14 protein-coding genes are annotated in these 15,792 nt (G+C 40.9%); 5 read left to right on the forward strand and 9 right to left on the reverse strand.

Going from position 1 to position 15,792, the window contains the following annotated elements; translation table 11 throughout:
• Positions 1 to 50: 50 nt before the first annotated feature.
• A complete protein-coding gene (locus FTX54_RS09955; RefSeq protein ID WP_246125541.1) occupies positions 51 to 326 on the reverse strand; it encodes a UPF0223 family protein in 276 nt (91 codons plus the stop codon).
• Between the two features lie 265 nt (positions 327 to 591).
• Here FTX54_RS09955 and FTX54_RS09960 point away from each other — a divergent pair, with 265 nt between their 5' ends.
• The gene (locus FTX54_RS09960) at positions 592 to 2,076 is read left to right on the forward strand and encodes an aminotransferase class I/II-fold pyridoxal phosphate-dependent enzyme (RefSeq protein ID WP_147802445.1); all 1,485 of its coding nucleotides are present in this window, start codon (positions 592 to 594) and stop codon (positions 2,074 to 2,076) included.
• A gap of 225 nt (positions 2,077 to 2,301) precedes the next feature.
• Here the strand turns inward: FTX54_RS09960 and FTX54_RS09965 are convergent, their stop codons facing one another.
• The 3 genes from FTX54_RS09965 to FTX54_RS09975 all read right to left on the reverse strand — a co-directional run bounded on the left by FTX54_RS09965 (position 2,302) and on the right by FTX54_RS09975 (position 4,434).
• Positions 2,302 to 2,604, reverse strand: coding sequence for an SAV0927 family protein (locus tag FTX54_RS09965; RefSeq protein ID WP_147802446.1), 303 nt, complete (start codon positions 2,602 to 2,604; stop codon positions 2,302 to 2,304).
• Between the two features lie 84 nt (positions 2,605 to 2,688).
• The gene (locus FTX54_RS09970; protein ID WP_147802447.1) at positions 2,689 to 3,126 is read right to left on the reverse strand and encodes a hypothetical protein; all 438 of its coding nucleotides are present in this window, start codon (positions 3,124 to 3,126) and stop codon (positions 2,689 to 2,691) included.
• A gap of 201 nt (positions 3,127 to 3,327) precedes the next feature.
• Positions 3,328 to 4,434 (reverse strand): M23 family metallopeptidase, encoded by a 1,107-nt coding sequence (locus tag FTX54_RS09975; protein WP_147802448.1) that lies wholly within the window; start codon positions 4,432 to 4,434, stop codon positions 3,328 to 3,330.
• Between the two features lie 1,038 nt (positions 4,435 to 5,472).
• Here FTX54_RS09975 and FTX54_RS09980 point away from each other — a divergent pair.
• A complete protein-coding gene (locus FTX54_RS09980; RefSeq protein ID WP_147802449.1) occupies positions 5,473 to 5,901 on the forward strand; it encodes a hypothetical protein in 429 nt (142 codons plus the stop codon).
• Positions 5,902 to 6,221: 320 nt separating this feature from the next.
• Here the strand turns inward: FTX54_RS09980 and lpdA are convergent, their stop codons facing one another.
• From lpdA to FTX54_RS10005, 5 genes are all read right to left on the reverse strand, one after another.
• Positions 6,222 to 7,634 (reverse strand): dihydrolipoyl dehydrogenase, encoded by a 1,413-nt coding sequence (lpdA, locus tag FTX54_RS09985; RefSeq protein ID WP_147802450.1) that lies wholly within the window; start codon positions 7,632 to 7,634, stop codon positions 6,222 to 6,224.
• A 3-nt stretch (positions 7,635 to 7,637) separates the two neighbouring features.
• Positions 7,638 to 8,933, reverse strand: coding sequence for a dihydrolipoamide acetyltransferase family protein (locus FTX54_RS09990; RefSeq protein ID WP_147802451.1), 1,296 nt, complete (start codon positions 8,931 to 8,933; stop codon positions 7,638 to 7,640).
• Between the two features lie 87 nt (positions 8,934 to 9,020).
• Positions 9,021 to 9,998: an alpha-ketoacid dehydrogenase subunit beta gene (locus tag FTX54_RS09995; RefSeq protein WP_147802452.1), complete on the reverse strand. Its 978-nt coding sequence runs from the start codon at positions 9,996 to 9,998 to the stop codon at positions 9,021 to 9,023.
• Between the two features lie 3 nt (positions 9,999 to 10,001).
• Positions 10,002 to 11,093 carry a pyruvate dehydrogenase (acetyl-transferring) E1 component subunit alpha gene (gene pdhA / locus FTX54_RS10000; protein ID WP_147802453.1) on the reverse strand — a complete coding sequence of 364 codons (1,092 nt, stop codon included), beginning with the start codon at positions 11,091 to 11,093 and terminating at the stop codon, positions 10,002 to 10,004.
• A gap of 429 nt (positions 11,094 to 11,522) precedes the next feature.
• Positions 11,523 to 12,161, reverse strand: coding sequence for a YkyA family protein (locus FTX54_RS10005; RefSeq protein ID WP_147802454.1), 639 nt, complete (start codon positions 12,159 to 12,161; stop codon positions 11,523 to 11,525).
• A 174-nt stretch (positions 12,162 to 12,335) separates the two neighbouring features.
• On the opposite strand from FTX54_RS10005, the gene def reads away from it, so the two are divergent.
• The 3 genes from def (at position 12,336) to rnjA (ending at position 15,738) form a co-directional block, all read left to right on the forward strand.
• Positions 12,336 to 12,917 (forward strand): peptide deformylase, encoded by a 582-nt coding sequence (gene def, locus FTX54_RS10010; protein WP_147802455.1) that lies wholly within the window; start codon positions 12,336 to 12,338, stop codon positions 12,915 to 12,917.
• Between the two features lie 941 nt (positions 12,918 to 13,858).
• Positions 13,859 to 14,077, forward strand: coding sequence for a DNA-dependent RNA polymerase subunit epsilon (locus FTX54_RS10015; protein ID WP_147802456.1), 219 nt, complete (start codon positions 13,859 to 13,861; stop codon positions 14,075 to 14,077).
• The gene (rnjA, locus tag FTX54_RS10020) at positions 14,074 to 15,738 is read left to right on the forward strand and encodes a ribonuclease J1 (RefSeq protein WP_147802457.1); all 1,665 of its coding nucleotides are present in this window, start codon (positions 14,074 to 14,076) and stop codon (positions 15,736 to 15,738) included. Before FTX54_RS10015 ends, rnjA begins: the two co-directional genes overlap by 4 nt.
• The last annotated feature ends 54 nt before the right edge of the window (positions 15,739 to 15,792 follow it).

Raw genomic sequence — 15,792 nt, forward strand, 5'->3', positions numbered from 1 at the left:
GTTACCCTGCATGCAGGTTTATCACTTTCTTCATTTTCCACGGCAGCAAATCATATAGATACGAACTCACTTCCCTGGTCTTCCCGCGCTTTTTTCACTGCTTTATAAGGGGACTGGCCGGTTTGTTCTTCGTAGTCTTTAAAATGCTGCTTTTCTTCTGCTTTTGAAGGGACAACCTTCTTAAAATCGGTATACAAAGTCAGAAACTCGTTACGGCCGACTCCTTTATTATAAGCTTTATCGACAGCTTCGAAAAAGTTCACTACGTCCACTATCTGCTCCGTCGACCACTCTGTTGACAAGGGCATACGTATATCTTTATCCAATTTCCCCACTCCTTATTTGATTTCTATTCAACTTATGAGAACTCTGTTATAATTCATACTACTTGCTTGAAAGGCGCTGTTAAAGCTTTTTGTTAATGCGCAAAATAGATCGATCAATTCCAGCGGGACGTCTCTTAATGCTGAATAACCCGCTGCTTACAAATAAGCATTATATAAATTGTACCCTTCAGCATTCTCATGAAAAAGAAACACTAGTATCATACCAAAACACAATATCTTTGAAAAGTAAACGGAGGTTATTTTTATGTACGAAAAAGACCAGACACGTGCCCCTTTATTCGAGGGCCTTCGTAAACACATTGAGCGGGATCCTCTTCAATTTCATATCCCCGGGCACAAACAGGGAAAAGGCATGGATCCTGAATTTCGTGAATTTATAGGCAGAAATGCCCTATCTATAGATTTAATAAATATCGCTCCCCTGGATGATCTGCATTTTCCTCACGGGATAATTGATGAGGCACAGAAATATGCTGCTGAAGCTTTTGGAGCTGATCATACTTTTTTCTCTGTCCAGGGAACGAGCGGCGCCATTATGACTATGGTGATGACAGTTTGCTCGCCGGGAGATAAGATTATCGTCCCCAGAAATGTCCATAAATCCATTATGTCTGCTATTATATTTTCTGGAGCTATGCCAATATTTATTCACCCTGAGATAGATGAAAATCTCGGAATTTCCCACGGTATTCATCTGGAAGCTGTCGAAAAAGCTCTGTCTTCCCACCCTGATGCAAAAGGATTACTCGTCATCAATCCTACGTATTTCGGCGTAGCTGCAAACTTGAAATCAATAGTTGAATCTGCCCATTCTTATAGCATTCCAGTCCTTGTAGACGAAGCTCACGGTGTACATATTCATTTTCACGATGAATTTCCTTTGTCAGCTATGCAGGCAGGAGCAGATATGGCAGCTACAAGTGTGCATAAATTGGGAGGGTCGATGACACAAAGCTCCGTCCTGAATATACGCGGCAGCTTAATTTCCAGCACAAGGGTTCAGGCGGTGATCAGCATGCTGACTACAACTTCCACTTCCTACATCCTGCTGGCTTCATTAGACACCGCAAGAAGACATTTGGCTGTGTCTGGAAAAAAAGAACTTGATAGAATTAAATCGATAGCTGCAAACACACGTATCGAAGTTAACGCTATTCCATCACTTTACGCTCCGGGTGAGGATATTTTAAATGACCGCTCCCGCTTCGATTTTGACCCTACGAAGCTGACCGTTTCAGTAAAAGAATTAGGTATAACCGGGCATCAGGCCGAGGTCTGGCTCAGAGAACAAAAAAATGTTGAAGTAGAGCTTTCCGATCTTTATAACATTCTCTGTCTTTTTACGTTCGGGGATAACGAACATACTGCAGAAATACTTCTGCAAGCGCTAAAAGATCTTGTAAGACATTTTCTCCCTTCCCGTACATGGCTGGAAAACGGATGGCCGGTGGAGGTCCCTAACATTCCTACACTTGCCTATTCTCCCCGTGAAGCTTTCTATGCTGATACAGAAACAATTCCTTTGAAGGAAGCCGCGGGCAGGATAAGCGCAGAATTCATGATGATCTATCCGCCGGGAATTCCTGTCTTTATTCCTGGAGAAATAATTGAGGCAGAAAACCTTCATTATATCCAAAAGAATATCGAAACAGGTCTTCCAGTACAGGGTCCTGAAGATTCCACGCTAAAGCATTTAAAAGTGATAAAAGAAAGGAAAGCTATTGTTTAACATCAAATATCCTTATCCACTATTTTTATAATGGATAAGGATATTTTTCTGAAAAAGGCTTTAAGCATACTGGTGAAAATGGCAGAGAGACTCGAATACCGGTTGAAATGAAGAGGGGTAGTTGTACTCAAATATCCAGTTTCAATATAACGAGAGAATTCTTAAGTTTAAAAGAAGATATGGTTTTATCATTTGTATTGATACTCCAACTATCGAAAGGTTGATTTATATTTTTATCGGCGGCTGGGCAGCATAAGGTTTCATTACTTTCTTTAAAAACTCAGCGAGAATTTCCATATCAACTTCATCATCGACATGAAGCATGCCTGAAAGATTAGAAATGTCATCCAAGTGCCCGTACTCCAATAGTACTTGTCTGCCTGTGTGCATGCACACTACCAGCACTTTCCCAAAAAACATACTAGTATACAAAATAGCAAAATCGTACCGGTCACCGGCAATATCAATCCCTACGAACTGCACATCCGCTTTTTCATGCTCATTGTAAAGTTCTCTGTACTGTGCCATTATGACAACCTCCTTTCAACTATTATACGAAAATTCTGACTTTTACTCAATGTTTTCCTCACTATATAAAAGCCAACTTTCCATTTATTGAAAAGTTGACTGCTTTGCCTGTATAAATTGAATTAATTCCTGTGCAAAAATCAGATCCTGCCTCGTTACTTTGTAATTACTGTCAATAAGTTTAATACTTAATACATATTTGAGCTTTTCCTCTTCATAAATTGGCAGGAACAGTACATAATCTCTTCCCCGCTGCACATAGGTAACCATTTTCATTCTATCCGGAAACAGAAAACCAAGCCCCAGATAATCCTGTTCTTTCGTAAGGCCGCGGATTCCAAGTGCATACTTTAACTTCAGTTTATTATTAACGTAAGAATGGATACTGAGAGTTACTTTTTTCCTGGCTCTTACATGAATAGTTTTCAGAATCCGAACCATAAAGTCTTCCTGATCTTTAGAATAATCGTAAGCAAGACCGACTTCCAATCTTAATTCATCTAGAAAATCTGATTTTTTCATCTGATATTCACCCCCGAACTTTATTCGCCCACTGATATGATTATTGAGATCATATTAACATAACATAAGCTAATATTTTGTCGTCTTTTGTCTATTTAGTTAAGAAAGTTCTGAATTCGAAATAAATGATTCGAAAGTCGAATAAAAAAAGAGTTTCAGGGTCTAAAATCCCTAAAACTCTTCCAAGTATAGTTAATTTCATTACGGCCAAAGTTCCTGCAGTATGGGAGCTGTTTCTTCTAAAGTAAAAGGATCCCAAAAAAGTTCTCCATTCACCAGTAGATCCTTATGGAGATGAAGGCCGCTGTCGTCTCCGTCAAGTGCTCCGCTGGTTCCTGTATTACCAACATATCCAATTACTGTTTCCTCATCCACCTGCTGTCCGAGTTCAATTTCTTCAGGAATAGAATCCAGATGTGCAAAGCGGATCATTATTCCTTTATCGTACTGGATCCAGACCTGCTGTCCACGCAAACGATCAAGAATATATTCCGGCGTGAATCCGACTTCCTCAGCAAGCGCTAATTCTTCATTTCTTTCTTCATGGGAAGCATAATCTTCAAAATCATGATCAACCCTGACTACTTCTCCCTCTCCCATTCCGAATATAGGAGTCTCCGTAGTAATTTCCACTCCGGAAGAATAGTCATAATAATCGATGCCTTCATGTTCTCCATTTCTGTAGTCACGAGGAGCACCTGGAAGATGACTTTCAACTGTACTTACGGAGGCACCCTCAATCGGGCGCTCTAAAAATGAAAGAAAATCAATCATATCTTCAGGAGACATTTCCTGCAGTTCTGTATCGTTATTTATTTCCTGCAAATCTTCGTTTTCCCCCCAGGTGAACATCGCCTGGTTATCCTCAATCGATACTTCCTTCTCCAGCCCTTTTTCAATAAATGCAGGCGTTACGTACGGTTCATCATCCACAAAAGTCAAAAGAATATCGTCATAGGGCTGATATTGACCATTAATCTCCAGGACAGGCACATTTTCGACCATATAAAAAGTTCGTCCTGCAGCTTGCATATTTAACGTTTTATCCAGACTGTCATATTCATAATTTCCGTCAATAATGTTTACCAGATCCTCTATGGCAATAAGCTGATTTTCAAATTCCTCTGTATTGTGAACAGCTACAGATTCTTTTTCTTCTTCTAATTCCTCATTCTCTTCTAACTGATTCTCCTCCTGCGTATTAACTGAATTGTTTTCCTCAGGATTGTTCGAAGATTCTGAACTGCCGTCCGCCTGACAGCCTGTTAATAGTAATGCACCAGCTAACGTATATGTAATTATTTTCATTGTAGTACTTCTCCTTCGTATTATTTGTCCTCAGATTTAAACTATATATGTTGAAATTAATAATTTGTCTCCACTTCTGTAACCAGCCGCTTTCGCTTCCATGGGGTCGCTTTCCGGGCGGGCCGGCCTCAGCTGATCCCTTCCTCCCTGCGGTCGGGCGGAATGGATCTTAGGCTCGTCTTCCCTCGCCCTGGAGTCGCCCTATGTCCACTCCAGCGGCCTGTTCTCCATTTCTGTTCTTCATGCAGGTATGGTCAGCCGCTAAAAATGATAACACCCTTTTTTCTTTCGATAGAGAAGACCGCTTTCGAGGTCACACATTCTATCTTTATAAATATTAAGTTCAATTTATATATTTACTATTTATTCAGCCTTGTTAAAGCCTGAGGTTCTTACGCAAAAAAGGGAACCAGGCTTTCAGGCTTACGATGACAGAAGATAAGTCTACTGAAAAAGCTGATGGGACAGGCTTAAACGATTGAAGTTTTAAGGATTAAATTAACTTTTTTGTCAGATATAGTTTGTTTTCCTGAAACGTGCGTAATAACCAAGTCTGATGTTGATAAATGTAGAACTTTCTCGGCAGCTCGACTTATAGAGGAGCCGCAGACGACATTATTCGCCTCTACCAGATTTTTTAAATTAAATGTATTAAGGACGGACTGAATCTGAATATGCTCTCATTAACATTGTGCCCGTTAATTTTATCATAAGAATTGAGTTAGTAGTTTTCTATTTTCAATTTATTATTTGTAATCGTTATGATGCATACAACTTAATTTCTTTCTTGACGTTTCATAGATATTGTTCAGCCTCATCCTGATTTTCCAAAAGACTTGATCCGAAAATTAAAACTGTTTATTAACACATCAGGGTCGAACACGATCAGTCCAATAACAAACTGATTTTCTTGAAGTAACAGTTTTTATCACACTGTCTCAAGGGAGTTTCCTTTAAGTAACAATTCGATTACAAAGCCAATATGGCAGCAACTGTGTGTTACGATAAATTTAACCAATCAAGAAAGGGGTGGAAGGAATGAAAATTTGGTTAATGACCACCCTTCTAATCTCCTGTATGATACTATTCAGCTGTCAAAATGAGAATATCACTTCTGATTATCCTTTTCTGGATAACGAAGATGAATACATTACAATTCTTTTTTCTGATATTCAATCCCAGCAGGCTTCAGAGCACCCTTATTATGACGCTCTGATCGATTTTCAACAGGAGTATCCGGAATCACCGATGAGCGTTTATGTTGCTGATGAAAATGACACCGAACTATTGAGCTATTATGAAGTTTCTACTTTTCCGACAATGATAATTGTCGAAAACAATGAGGCTTTGGTAAAAGTTGAGGGACAGAATGATTATCAGGCAATTCTTGATAAAATGGAAACGACTTTAGCCGTTAATGAACCTCCTTCACTTACAAAACCTGTAATTAATAAACACAATTTTTAACTTATTCCCCCTTTTCAAGGCATTTCTATAAATGAATATGTACAATGAATTAAAAACCATTAATAACATATATTGTTATTAATGGTTTTTATTATATTTTCCCTACGTGAATTATTGTTTAATTATTGCGCCTCACCTTGGATAATCCAGGCAGACAAATTTACAAAAGTGCTTTTATCCACTCCGGCAAATGAGCAGATGTAAACTTAATCTTCCAGCTTCTGAAACTGGAAGATTAAATTCAACCTGTATAGAACCATGACCGGTGCGCAAGTACTTTAAAAAAGCTCTCTGAATGTTTATTCAGAGAGCTTTTCACATTATTTAAGTGTGTGAATAGGCATACCAAGAGCAACTTCCGCTGTTTCCATTGTGATTTCTCCAAGAGAAGGGTGAGCATGAATAGTAAGCGCAAGATCTTCTGCTGTCATTCCCGATTCGATAGCTACACATGCCTCAGAGATCATGTCGGAGGCATTATGGCCAGCTATTTGGACTCCAAGGACAAGTCCATCCTCTTTGCGTGTTACCATCTTCAGGAAACCTTCCGTTTCATTGAGAGATAGAGCACGTCCATTAGCCTGAAATGGGAATTTAGAAGCTACTACTTCATATCCTTCATCTTTAGCCTGCTGTTCAGTGAGACCGACCTGAGCCAGCTCTGGCCCGGAGAAGACAACTTCCGGAATTGCCGTGTAATCAATTTCCATTGGTTCACCTGCAATAGCTTCTGCTGCTACTTTAGCTTCGTAGGAAGCCTTATGAGCAAGTGCAGGTCCTTGAACGATGTCACCGATTGCGTAAATGTTAGATACGGATGTACGGCACTGCTTGTCAATTTTCACAAGCCCATTATCATCCATTTCAACACCGGCCTGTTCAAGCCCAAGTTCCTGAGTATTCGGTTTACGACCTACTGTTACGAGGAGAACATCTCCCTCGAATTCCTCTTCTTTACCTTGAACTTCAGCTTTTACTTTTACTCCGTTTTTCGTTTCTTCCATTTCTTGAGCCATTGCTTCCGTCTTAATAGTTACACCTTTGTTTTTAAGGCGCTTGGAAACGAGCTGACTCATCTGCTTTTCAAAGCCAGGAAGGATTTGCTTCGTACCTTCAAGTATTGTTACTTCAGAACCAAGATCCGCGTAAGCTGATCCCAGTTCCACCCCGATGTAACCACCACCGATTACGACCATTTTTTTAGGAACTTCTTTAAGGGCAAGAGCGCCTGTGGAAGACATGACTTTGCCTTCTTTAAATTTAAATTTTGGAATCTCAATTGGAGAAGAGCCTGTAGCAATAATACAGTTGTTGAACTTATAAGTTTGAGAAGACTTATCATCCATTATCTTAGCTGTGGAATCTTCTCCAAAATATGCTTCTCCGCGTACTATCTCCACGTTGTTGCCTTTTAAAAGACCTTCTACTCCTCCAGTAAGCTTTTCAACCACTGAGCCTTTCCATTTTTGAACCTTCGAAAAATCGAGCTTGACATCTCCCACGGAGATACCCATGTCATCTGAATTATGAACGTTATGAAAACGATGACCTGCTTCAATAAGAGCTTTTGATGGAATACAACCGACATTCAGGCATACACCGCCCAAATTTTCTTTTTCTACAATTGTTACTTTCTGGCCTAGCTGAGCAGCACGGATCGCAGCTACGTATCCTCCCGGGCCGGAACCAATGATCAGTGTATCTACTTCAATTGGAAAATCACCTACTACCATAAATTATCCCTCCATTACTAGTAATTGTGGATCGTTCAACAGACGCTTAATATGGTTTAACGCATGCTGCGCTGTCGCACCATCAATGATACGATGATCAAAGCTCAATGACAAGGCTAAAACAGGCGCAATAACGACTTCACCGTCTTTCACTACTGGCTTCTCTGAAATTCGTCCAAGTCCAAGAATGGCTACTTCTGGATGATTGATAACTGGAGTAAACCATTGACCGCCGGCTGATCCTATATTTGTAATCGTTATAGAAGCGCCCTTCATTTCTTCAGAGGCGAGCTTTCCATCCCGTGCTTTACCTGCAAGGTCATTAATTTGATCAGAAATCTTGAATATAGATTTACGGTCAGTGTTTTTCACGACTGGAACAAGAAGACCTTTTTCCGTGTCCGCTGCAATACCAATGTTGTAATAATGCTTATGCACGATCTCTTCAGTTGAATCATCGAGAGACGTATTTAGAGCAGGGAATTCACGCACAGCACTGGTTAATGCTTTCACAACATAAGGAAGATAGGTGAGTTTAATCCCTTTTTCCTGAGCTACCGGCTTAAACTGTTTACGGTGCTCTACAAGAGCTGTTACATCAATCTCGTCCATTAGAGTTACGTGCGGAGCTGTCTGCTTGGAATTAACCATCGCTTTAGCGATTGCTTTACGCATGCCGGACATTTTTTCGCGTGTTTCAGATTCCCCTTCTGCAGGCTCATACGCTGCTACAGGCTGCTTTTCTTCCTTCTTTGTCTCTTCTTGAGGAGCCTCTTCGGAAGCAGCTGATTTTTGGTCACCGGAAGCAAATGCATCTATATCTTCACGCATAACACGGCCATTCTTTCCAGAACCGCGCACCTGGCGAATGTTTACATCCTGTTCTCTTGCATATTTACGTACGGAAGGCATCGCGATAACTCGTGCACTTTCATCTACTTCTTCTGCAGATTCAGGCTGCTCCTGCTTTTCTTCTGATTTTTCTTCAGAACTGTCTTCCTTTTTTTCTTCCGTGCTTTCTTCTTCCTCTTCCTCTGACTCTTCTTCTTCCGGAGGTTCCGCGTCAGTATCGAAAGTTATGATAACTGTTCCTACTGTCGTAACTGTTCCTTCTTCAACGTGAAGTTTTTTGATTGTTCCGTCGACGGGAGATGGAATTTCAACGACTGCCTTATCATTTTGAACTTCACACAGGACGTCATCTTCTTTTACCTCGTCCCCTTCTTTTACTTCCCACTTAACAATTTCACCTTCATGAATACCTTCACCGATATCCGGAAGTTTAAATTCATATGCCATGTATATGCCTCCATTTCTTATAAAAACTAATCAAGTGATGAAAGAGGAGAAGCCAGAAATGCCAGCTTCCCTCCTTTTCCACTTCAATTAAAATTCAATAATTTCTTTTACTTTAGCTGCAACGTCTTTTTCGTTCGGAAGCCATGTATCTTCTGCGGCTGCAAACGGGAAAATAGTGTCTGGTGCCGTAACTCTTCCGACTGGAGCCTCCAGGCTTAAAATAGCTCGATCGTTTATTTCCGCGACGACTGTAGCAGCAATTCCTGCCTGTTTCTGAGCTTCCTGAACTACGACAGCGCGATTTGTTTTCTTAACAGATTCAATAATTGTTTCAATATCGAGCGGGCTGACAGTTCGAAGGTCAACAACTTCCGCAGATATTCCGTCTTTTTCAAGCTTTTCAGCAGCTTTAAGTGAAGTCTGAACCATTGCTCCGTAAGAAATAATAGAAATGTCTGTCCCTTCACGCTTAATGTCTGCTTTGCCCAATGGTACCGTATATTCCTCTTCCGGTACTTCATCCCGGAAAGAACGATAAAGTTTCATGTGTTCCAAAAAGACAACTGGATCGTTGTCGCGGATGGCAGAAATAAGAAGACCTTTCGCATCATAAGGGTTAGACGGGATTACAACTTTCAGGCCTGGCGTCTGTGCCATAAGCCCTTCCAGACTGTCTGCGTGCATTTCCGGAGTTTTTACTCCGCCGCCAAACGGGGAGCGGATCGTAACGGGAGCATTGTAGACTCCCCCTGAACGGTAGTTAAGACGGGCCATCTGTCCTGCCACGGAATCAAAAGCTTCAAATACGAAACCGAAGAATTGAAGTTCCATAACGGAACGGTAGCCTGTCAGACTGAGGCCATGAGCCAGACCGCCGATACCGGATTCAGCAAGCGGTGTGTCAAATACGCGCTCCTCGCCAAATTCTTTTTGCAGACCATCTGTAGCGCGGAAAACTCCACCATTCAGACCCACGTCTTCTCCGTAAACTAATACTTTTTCATCATTTTTCAATTCATTTCGCATTGCATCTGTAATAGCTTGAATCATTGTCATTTGCGCCATAGCTTACTTCGACTCCTTCTTCTCGTATTGTTCACGCTGCTCATCAAGGTTCGTAGGTTTCTGATCGGAATAAGTGATATCAATCAAGTCTGTAACTTTCTGCTTAGGGGCTCCGTCTGCTTCTTTGATAGCAGCTTTAATATCTTCTTTGGCCTGTTCAACAATTTTTTCTTCTTCTTCTTCAGACCATAACTTCTTTCCTTCAAGGAATTTACGGAAACGGACGATCGGATCTTTCTTTTCCCACTCATCGTCCTCTTCAGAAGTACGGTAACGAGTCGGATCGTCGCCAGCCATCGTATGAGGCCCATAGCGGTACGTCATGAGCTCAAGCATTGTCGGCCCATTTCCCTCAATACCGCGGTTTCTCGCTTCTTCCGTAGCTGCATAAACAGCAAGAATATCCATTCCGTCCACCTGCTGGCCATGAATGCCGGCTGCAACAGCTTTTTGAGCGATTGTTTTAGCTGCAGACTGCTGCTCAACTGGTACGGAAATAGCAAATCGATTGTTCTGTACGATAAATACTGCAGGAAGATTAAACGCGCCAGCGAAATTCATTCCTTCATAGAAATCTCCCTGAGAAGCTCCGCCGTCTCCTGTATACGTGACCGCTACCTGCTCCTCTTTATCTTTTTTCAGACCCATAGCTACACCTGCCGTCTGGGTTATCTGAGCGCCGATAATGATTTGCGGGAGCATAATACGTACTCCTTCAGGAACCTGGCCGCCCTGAAAATGTCCACGTGACCATAAGAACGCCTGGTGAAGCGGAAGCCCGTGGTAATAGATCTGTGGAATATCACGGTAACCCGGCAGAATCCAGTCCTTTTTATCCAGAGCAAACTGAGAACCTATCATTGAAGCTTCCTGACCAGCGACCGGTGCATAGAAACCAAGACGTCCCTGCCGGTTCAAGGAAATAGCACGCTGATCCCAAATTCTTGTATAAACCATACGCGTCATCATTTCTTTCAATTGTTCATCTGAAAGTTCAGGCATTGCTTCCTTATTAACTATCTTTCCTTTTTCATCGAGAATTTGAAAAGTTTCAAACTGCTCTTCAACTTTTTGGAGCTCTTTCGTTTTTTCCATGAAAAGATTCACCTCATCATTATTATTTAATTAACAAACTTTCTGTCCTGCCACTTGTAGTTCAGATTTGTAAGCTGATAACACAGAGTAATTGATAGAAGCAGCATAGCAGCTTGTTTCTGTAGTACGTTTTTCCTGAAAAGTATTAATACAACCCTTCATTTACGTCCCTAAGTTTACACGAAACAAAGTTAGCTCGTCAACGCTTTTGCAGTAGTTACAAGCTTATTTATTGAAATACAGCTTGTTAACTGATTCACAAGAGCTTTATAACTGTGTCAGCCTTTTAAACTTCCTGTTATACTTCCCTGCCCAATTTAAAGGACGAATCCTTAAAAAACATATTAGTTCCATTATACCCGCGGCTGATGAAAAACATGCTTACTATTTTGTCTCTGCAATTTCTGATACTGAATACTGATTTTGCTGCTAATGATGTAGTTCTATTCCCGCCGCGCTGTAAAATTCTAATTTCGCGTCGTTAAATTTTTCAGTCTGTCGATTGAATGTTTCATTCAGCTCTTCTATTTCATTGTAAAAGTCATTAACTGCGTTCTGGTGATCTTCAAGTTCTGCTGCGGAAAGACTTTCCTGGGAAAGTAGCCGGTAGAGATCGATATCCTTATCAATTGAACGGTTATAAATGTCGATCAGTTCTTCATACGTGTAATATCTTTTTTCCATAAGTTCCACTGCTTCTTCAGCTGGTGCTTTAATACTTTCGTTCAAATTATTTTTTTCCGGAAGAGCTTCCTGAAATTGTCCGTAAGCTTCAAATCTTATGCTTCTTTCCTGTTCCAGTAAATCTCTTCTTTCTTCAGCTGAGGCGATAGCTTTTTCGCTTAAGGGGGAAATCTCCTCTATCGTCTTTTTACTGCTCATTATTTTAAATAAATCAAATTCCATGTTTTCTTTTACTCCTCTAGGGTTTTGAAAAGAGGATACATTCTTTTCTGTCTCAGCAGCTTTTTCCCAGCTTTTATATATCTGCTCTCCCTGATTGTTACCGCAGGCTGCAAGCAGACCAAAAAACACCAGTAATAATAGTTTAGGTTTCCATTGCATCATTACCGCCCCTTCAGTTTTATTATTCAAAATTTCTGTTGCACTCTATTCTTAAACGATACTCATTTTTGTTCAATTAATCCATACTTCTTCGTGAACGTTTTAAATTTATTGATTTTAGTTTATGCTTTTTTATATTAAGATATATAAAGCTGACATGCGAAAGGAGAAGAAGAAATGCTTACAATGAAAGACATAATAAGGGAAGGGCACCCGACTCTTCGGAAGCGGGCGGAAGAAGTCTCCATACCTCCCAGTGAAAAAGATATTCATACTATTCAGGAGATGATGGAATTCCTTCGAAATGGTCAGAACGAAGAAATAGCAGCCGAACTTGAACTGCGGCCAGGCGTAGGACTTGCTGCTCCTCAGATTAATATTTCAAAACGGATCATATGTATACGTACCCCTGATGCCGAAGATGAAGTAAAAGAATTCGCCCTTTTCAATCCAAAAATAATAAGTCACTCACAGGAAACAGCTTTTTTAGAATCAGGAGAAGGCTGTCTCTCAGTAGACCGTGCTGTAGAAGGCATTGTCCCCCGTTACGCCCGGATTAAAGTAGAAGCTTTCACTTCAGATGGAGAAAAAGTTAAATTGCGTTTCCGCGGCTATGAAGCTATAGTTATCCAGCACGAAATCGATCATCTGGATGGGATTATGTTTTATGACAGAATTGAAGATTACAATGATAAGTTCAAAAGACCTCTTCCTTCCAAGTCTGTCATCACTCGAAGTGAAAATGAAACAGTTATTTAATATGTTTGCCTCCATTTTTATAAAGACATTCGAATCAATTTCATGAATGCTTGACCCAGGCAAATATGCGACTATTTATAACAGGTTCTATCCTTAACTTTCGTATTTAAAAATGACCGCAGCGAAAGACGATTACTCCTGAAGGATGAAATGTCCGTCTTCAGGGGAAGGCATCTGCCTAATTCAGTTTCTACAGGACCAACTTCCATTATGAAATTGATTCAAACGGTTAAATTTTCACTAAAACGTTTATATTTCTCAAAAGCGACATGACGATAATCCCGTCATGTCGCTTTTGATGTTATTAAATGGAAGAAGATGGCCTTCTATAGGAATGGAACTTCTCCTCTGTCTTTTTATCGTAAGCTGAGGAGGACATGGGTCGGCTCCGAGGGGATGGAGGACGAGCCGAAGATCCATCTCCGGACCGCAGGGAGGAAGGGATCAGCTGAGGCCCGCCCGGAAAGCGCCCCATGGAAACGAAAGCGAACGTTCATCGCTTTAATACTTTATTTTCAAGGCAGCCAAAAAGAAAGACTTTGCTGCCGCTTATGGTAATGACAATGCAGATTCTCTCAAAGCACGAATGAAGTTTATTAGATGTCACCATGAAAATTATCTGAATGAATTCATTATTAATTTAAAATACCGTTCTATTTAGTTCGATTTTACCTTTGTTTCTCTGTAAATCAGCTTTCGTTTTGAACGTCAACCTTGAATTGAGGGGAAGGAAGGTTTAAAATATGTAAAAGGTGGAGAGAACGGATTTCGAAAGTACTGCACGCAGAATAGGAAAATTGAACAGCCGGAAGCATGGTCTGCCCATGTCAACAATTTTCCGTCAAACACTGCTGCGGCTTATTTGAAATGATGTCGGACTTTAAAACCTGTTTTTAAACGAAGTAATAGAAGTAATAAATGATAATTAAGGAGAGGATAAAATGGTATTTAAAGTTTATTATCAGGAAACACTTGCTGAAGTACCTGTACGCGAAAAAACAAATTCGATGTATGTGGAGGCAGAAACAGAGGAAGAAGTACGTAAAGGTTTAAAAAACAGAGAGTATAACATTGAGTTTGTGACCCCGCTTTCTGATGCTGCCCTTGCCTACGAAAAAGAAACAAACGATGATTTTAAAGTGGAGAGCCTTAATCAATGAAAGTAAAAAATCATCAAGTAGCCGTATTTTCCCTGGGGGGTCTGGGTGAAATCGGTAAAAACATGTATGCAGTTCAATTCCAGGACGAAATTATCGTTATCGACTCCGGCATTAAATTTCCGGAAGACGAATTACTGGGAATTGATTATGTTATTCCGGATTATACGTATCTGATTAAAAACGCTGACAAGATCAAGGGCGTCTTTATCACTCACGGACATGAAGATCATATTGGCGGAGTTCCCTATCTGCTCAAAGCAATAAATGTTCCTATCTATGCAGGGAAACTTGCCCTTGCTCTTATCCGCAATAAACTGGAAGAGCATGGACTGCTGCGAACAGCTCAGCTTCATGAAATAAATGAAGATTCCGTCATTAAATTTCAAAAAACATCGGTGTCTTTCTTTCACACGACTCATAGTATCCCCGATTCATTTGGGGTAGTTGTCAAGACACCTTCCGGCAATATCGTGCAGACAGGTGATTTCAAATTTGACTTTACTCCTGTGGGAGAGCCGGCTAATTTATCCAAAATGGCTAAGATCGGTGAAGAAGGAGTTCTCTGCCTTCTTTCGGACAGTACTAACGCAGAAATACCGGGTTTTACCATGTCCGAGAGAAAAGTTGGAGAAAGCATAGAATCTATTTTTCGCAAAGTAGATGGGCGCATTATTTTCGCGACCTTTGCTTCGAATATTTACCGTCTCCAGCAGGCTGTTGAATCAGCAGTCAAATATAATAGAAAAGTAGCTGTGTTCGGCCGCAGTATGGAATCAGCAATTCGAATCGGTCGGGAACTCGGATATATTAAAGCGCCGGAGAGTACATTCATAGAATCAAATCAGCTGAATAAAATACCGGCTGATCAGGTCTTGATTCTATGCACAGGAAGCCAGGGTGAACCAATGGCTGCACTTTCACGTGTTGCTCACGGTACCCATCGTCAAATACAGATCATTCCAGGAGATACAGTCGTATTTTCTTCTTCTCCAATTCCTGGAAATACACTGAGTGTAAGTAAGATTATTAATCAGTTGTTCCGTGCCGGTGCAGAAGTTATCCACGGCTCACTGAACGATATACACACTTCAGGACACGGAAGCCAGGAAGAGCAGAAATTAATGCTCCGCTTAATGAAGCCTAAGTACTTTATGCCAATCCACGGGGAATACCGTATGCTCAAAATGCATTCGGATATGGCCCAGGACTGCGGAGTTGCCGAAGAAAACTGTTTCGTAATGGATATTGGTGATGTTCTTGCCATGGATAAAAACGAAGCAGGACCTGCGGGCAAGGTGCCCGGCGGTTCTGTCTATGTAGACGGCAATGGTATTGGTGATATTGGCAATATCGTTCTTCGTGACAGACGAATTCTTTCGGAAGAAGGGCTGGTAGTCGTAGTAGTCAGTCTTAATATGAAAGAATTTAAGATCGCCTCCGGTCCCGACATTATTTCCAGAGGATTTGTTTACATGAGGGAATCCAGTGACTTAATAAATGAAGCCCAGCGTAAACTTCACGGTCATCTGCAGCATATGATGGGATCGAAAACGACTCAGTGGTCGGAAATCAAGAATTCTATTTCTGATACGCTCGGACCATTTCTTTATGAAAAAACAAAGCGTAAACCAATGATCCTGCCAATTATTATGGAAGTATAGACCATTATTAATAAAGGGCGGGCCCGTCGAAATAATCGACGGGCCCGCCCTTTT

The organism is Alkalicoccus halolimnae (genome assembly GCF_008014775.2).
Classification (GTDB): domain Bacteria; phylum Bacillota; class Bacilli; order Bacillales; family Salisediminibacteriaceae; genus Alkalicoccus; species Alkalicoccus halolimnae.

What these genes read in the sequence shown, in the direction of transcription:
- FTX54_RS09960 (WP_147802445.1), top strand. Translation starts at nt 592, where the DNA reads ATGTACGAAAAAGACCAGACACGTGCCCCTTTATTCGAGGGCCTTCGT.
- FTX54_RS09975 (WP_147802448.1), bottom strand. Translation starts at nt 4,434, where the DNA reads ATGAAAATAATTACATATACGTTAGCTGGTGCATTACTATTAACAGGC.
- FTX54_RS10015 (WP_147802456.1), top strand. Translation starts at nt 13,859, where the DNA reads ATGGTATTTAAAGTTTATTATCAGGAAACACTTGCTGAAGTACCTGTA.
- FTX54_RS10005 (WP_147802454.1), bottom strand. Translation starts at nt 12,161, where the DNA reads ATGATGCAATGGAAACCTAAACTATTATTACTGGTGTTTTTTGGTCTG.
- FTX54_RS09995 (WP_147802452.1), bottom strand. Translation starts at nt 9,998, where the DNA reads ATGGCGCAAATGACAATGATTCAAGCTATTACAGATGCAATGCGAAAT.
- rnjA (WP_147802457.1), top strand. Translation starts at nt 14,074, where the DNA reads ATGAAAGTAAAAAATCATCAAGTAGCCGTATTTTCCCTGGGGGGTCTG.
- FTX54_RS09970 (WP_147802447.1), bottom strand. Translation starts at nt 3,126, where the DNA reads ATGAAAAAATCAGATTTTCTAGATGAATTAAGATTGGAAGTCGGTCTT.
- FTX54_RS09990 (WP_147802451.1), bottom strand. Translation starts at nt 8,933, where the DNA reads ATGGCATATGAATTTAAACTTCCGGATATCGGTGAAGGTATTCATGAA.
- FTX54_RS09965 (WP_147802446.1), bottom strand. Translation starts at nt 2,604, where the DNA reads ATGGCACAGTACAGAGAACTTTACAATGAGCATGAAAAAGCGGATGTG.
- def (WP_147802455.1), top strand. Translation starts at nt 12,336, where the DNA reads ATGCTTACAATGAAAGACATAATAAGGGAAGGGCACCCGACTCTTCGG.
- lpdA (WP_147802450.1), bottom strand. Translation starts at nt 7,634, where the DNA reads ATGGTAGTAGGTGATTTTCCAATTGAAGTAGATACACTGATCATTGGT.
- FTX54_RS09980 (WP_147802449.1), top strand. Translation starts at nt 5,473, where the DNA reads ATGAAAATTTGGTTAATGACCACCCTTCTAATCTCCTGTATGATACTA.
- pdhA (WP_147802453.1), bottom strand. Translation starts at nt 11,093, where the DNA reads ATGGAAAAAACGAAAGAGCTCCAAAAAGTTGAAGAGCAGTTTGAAACT.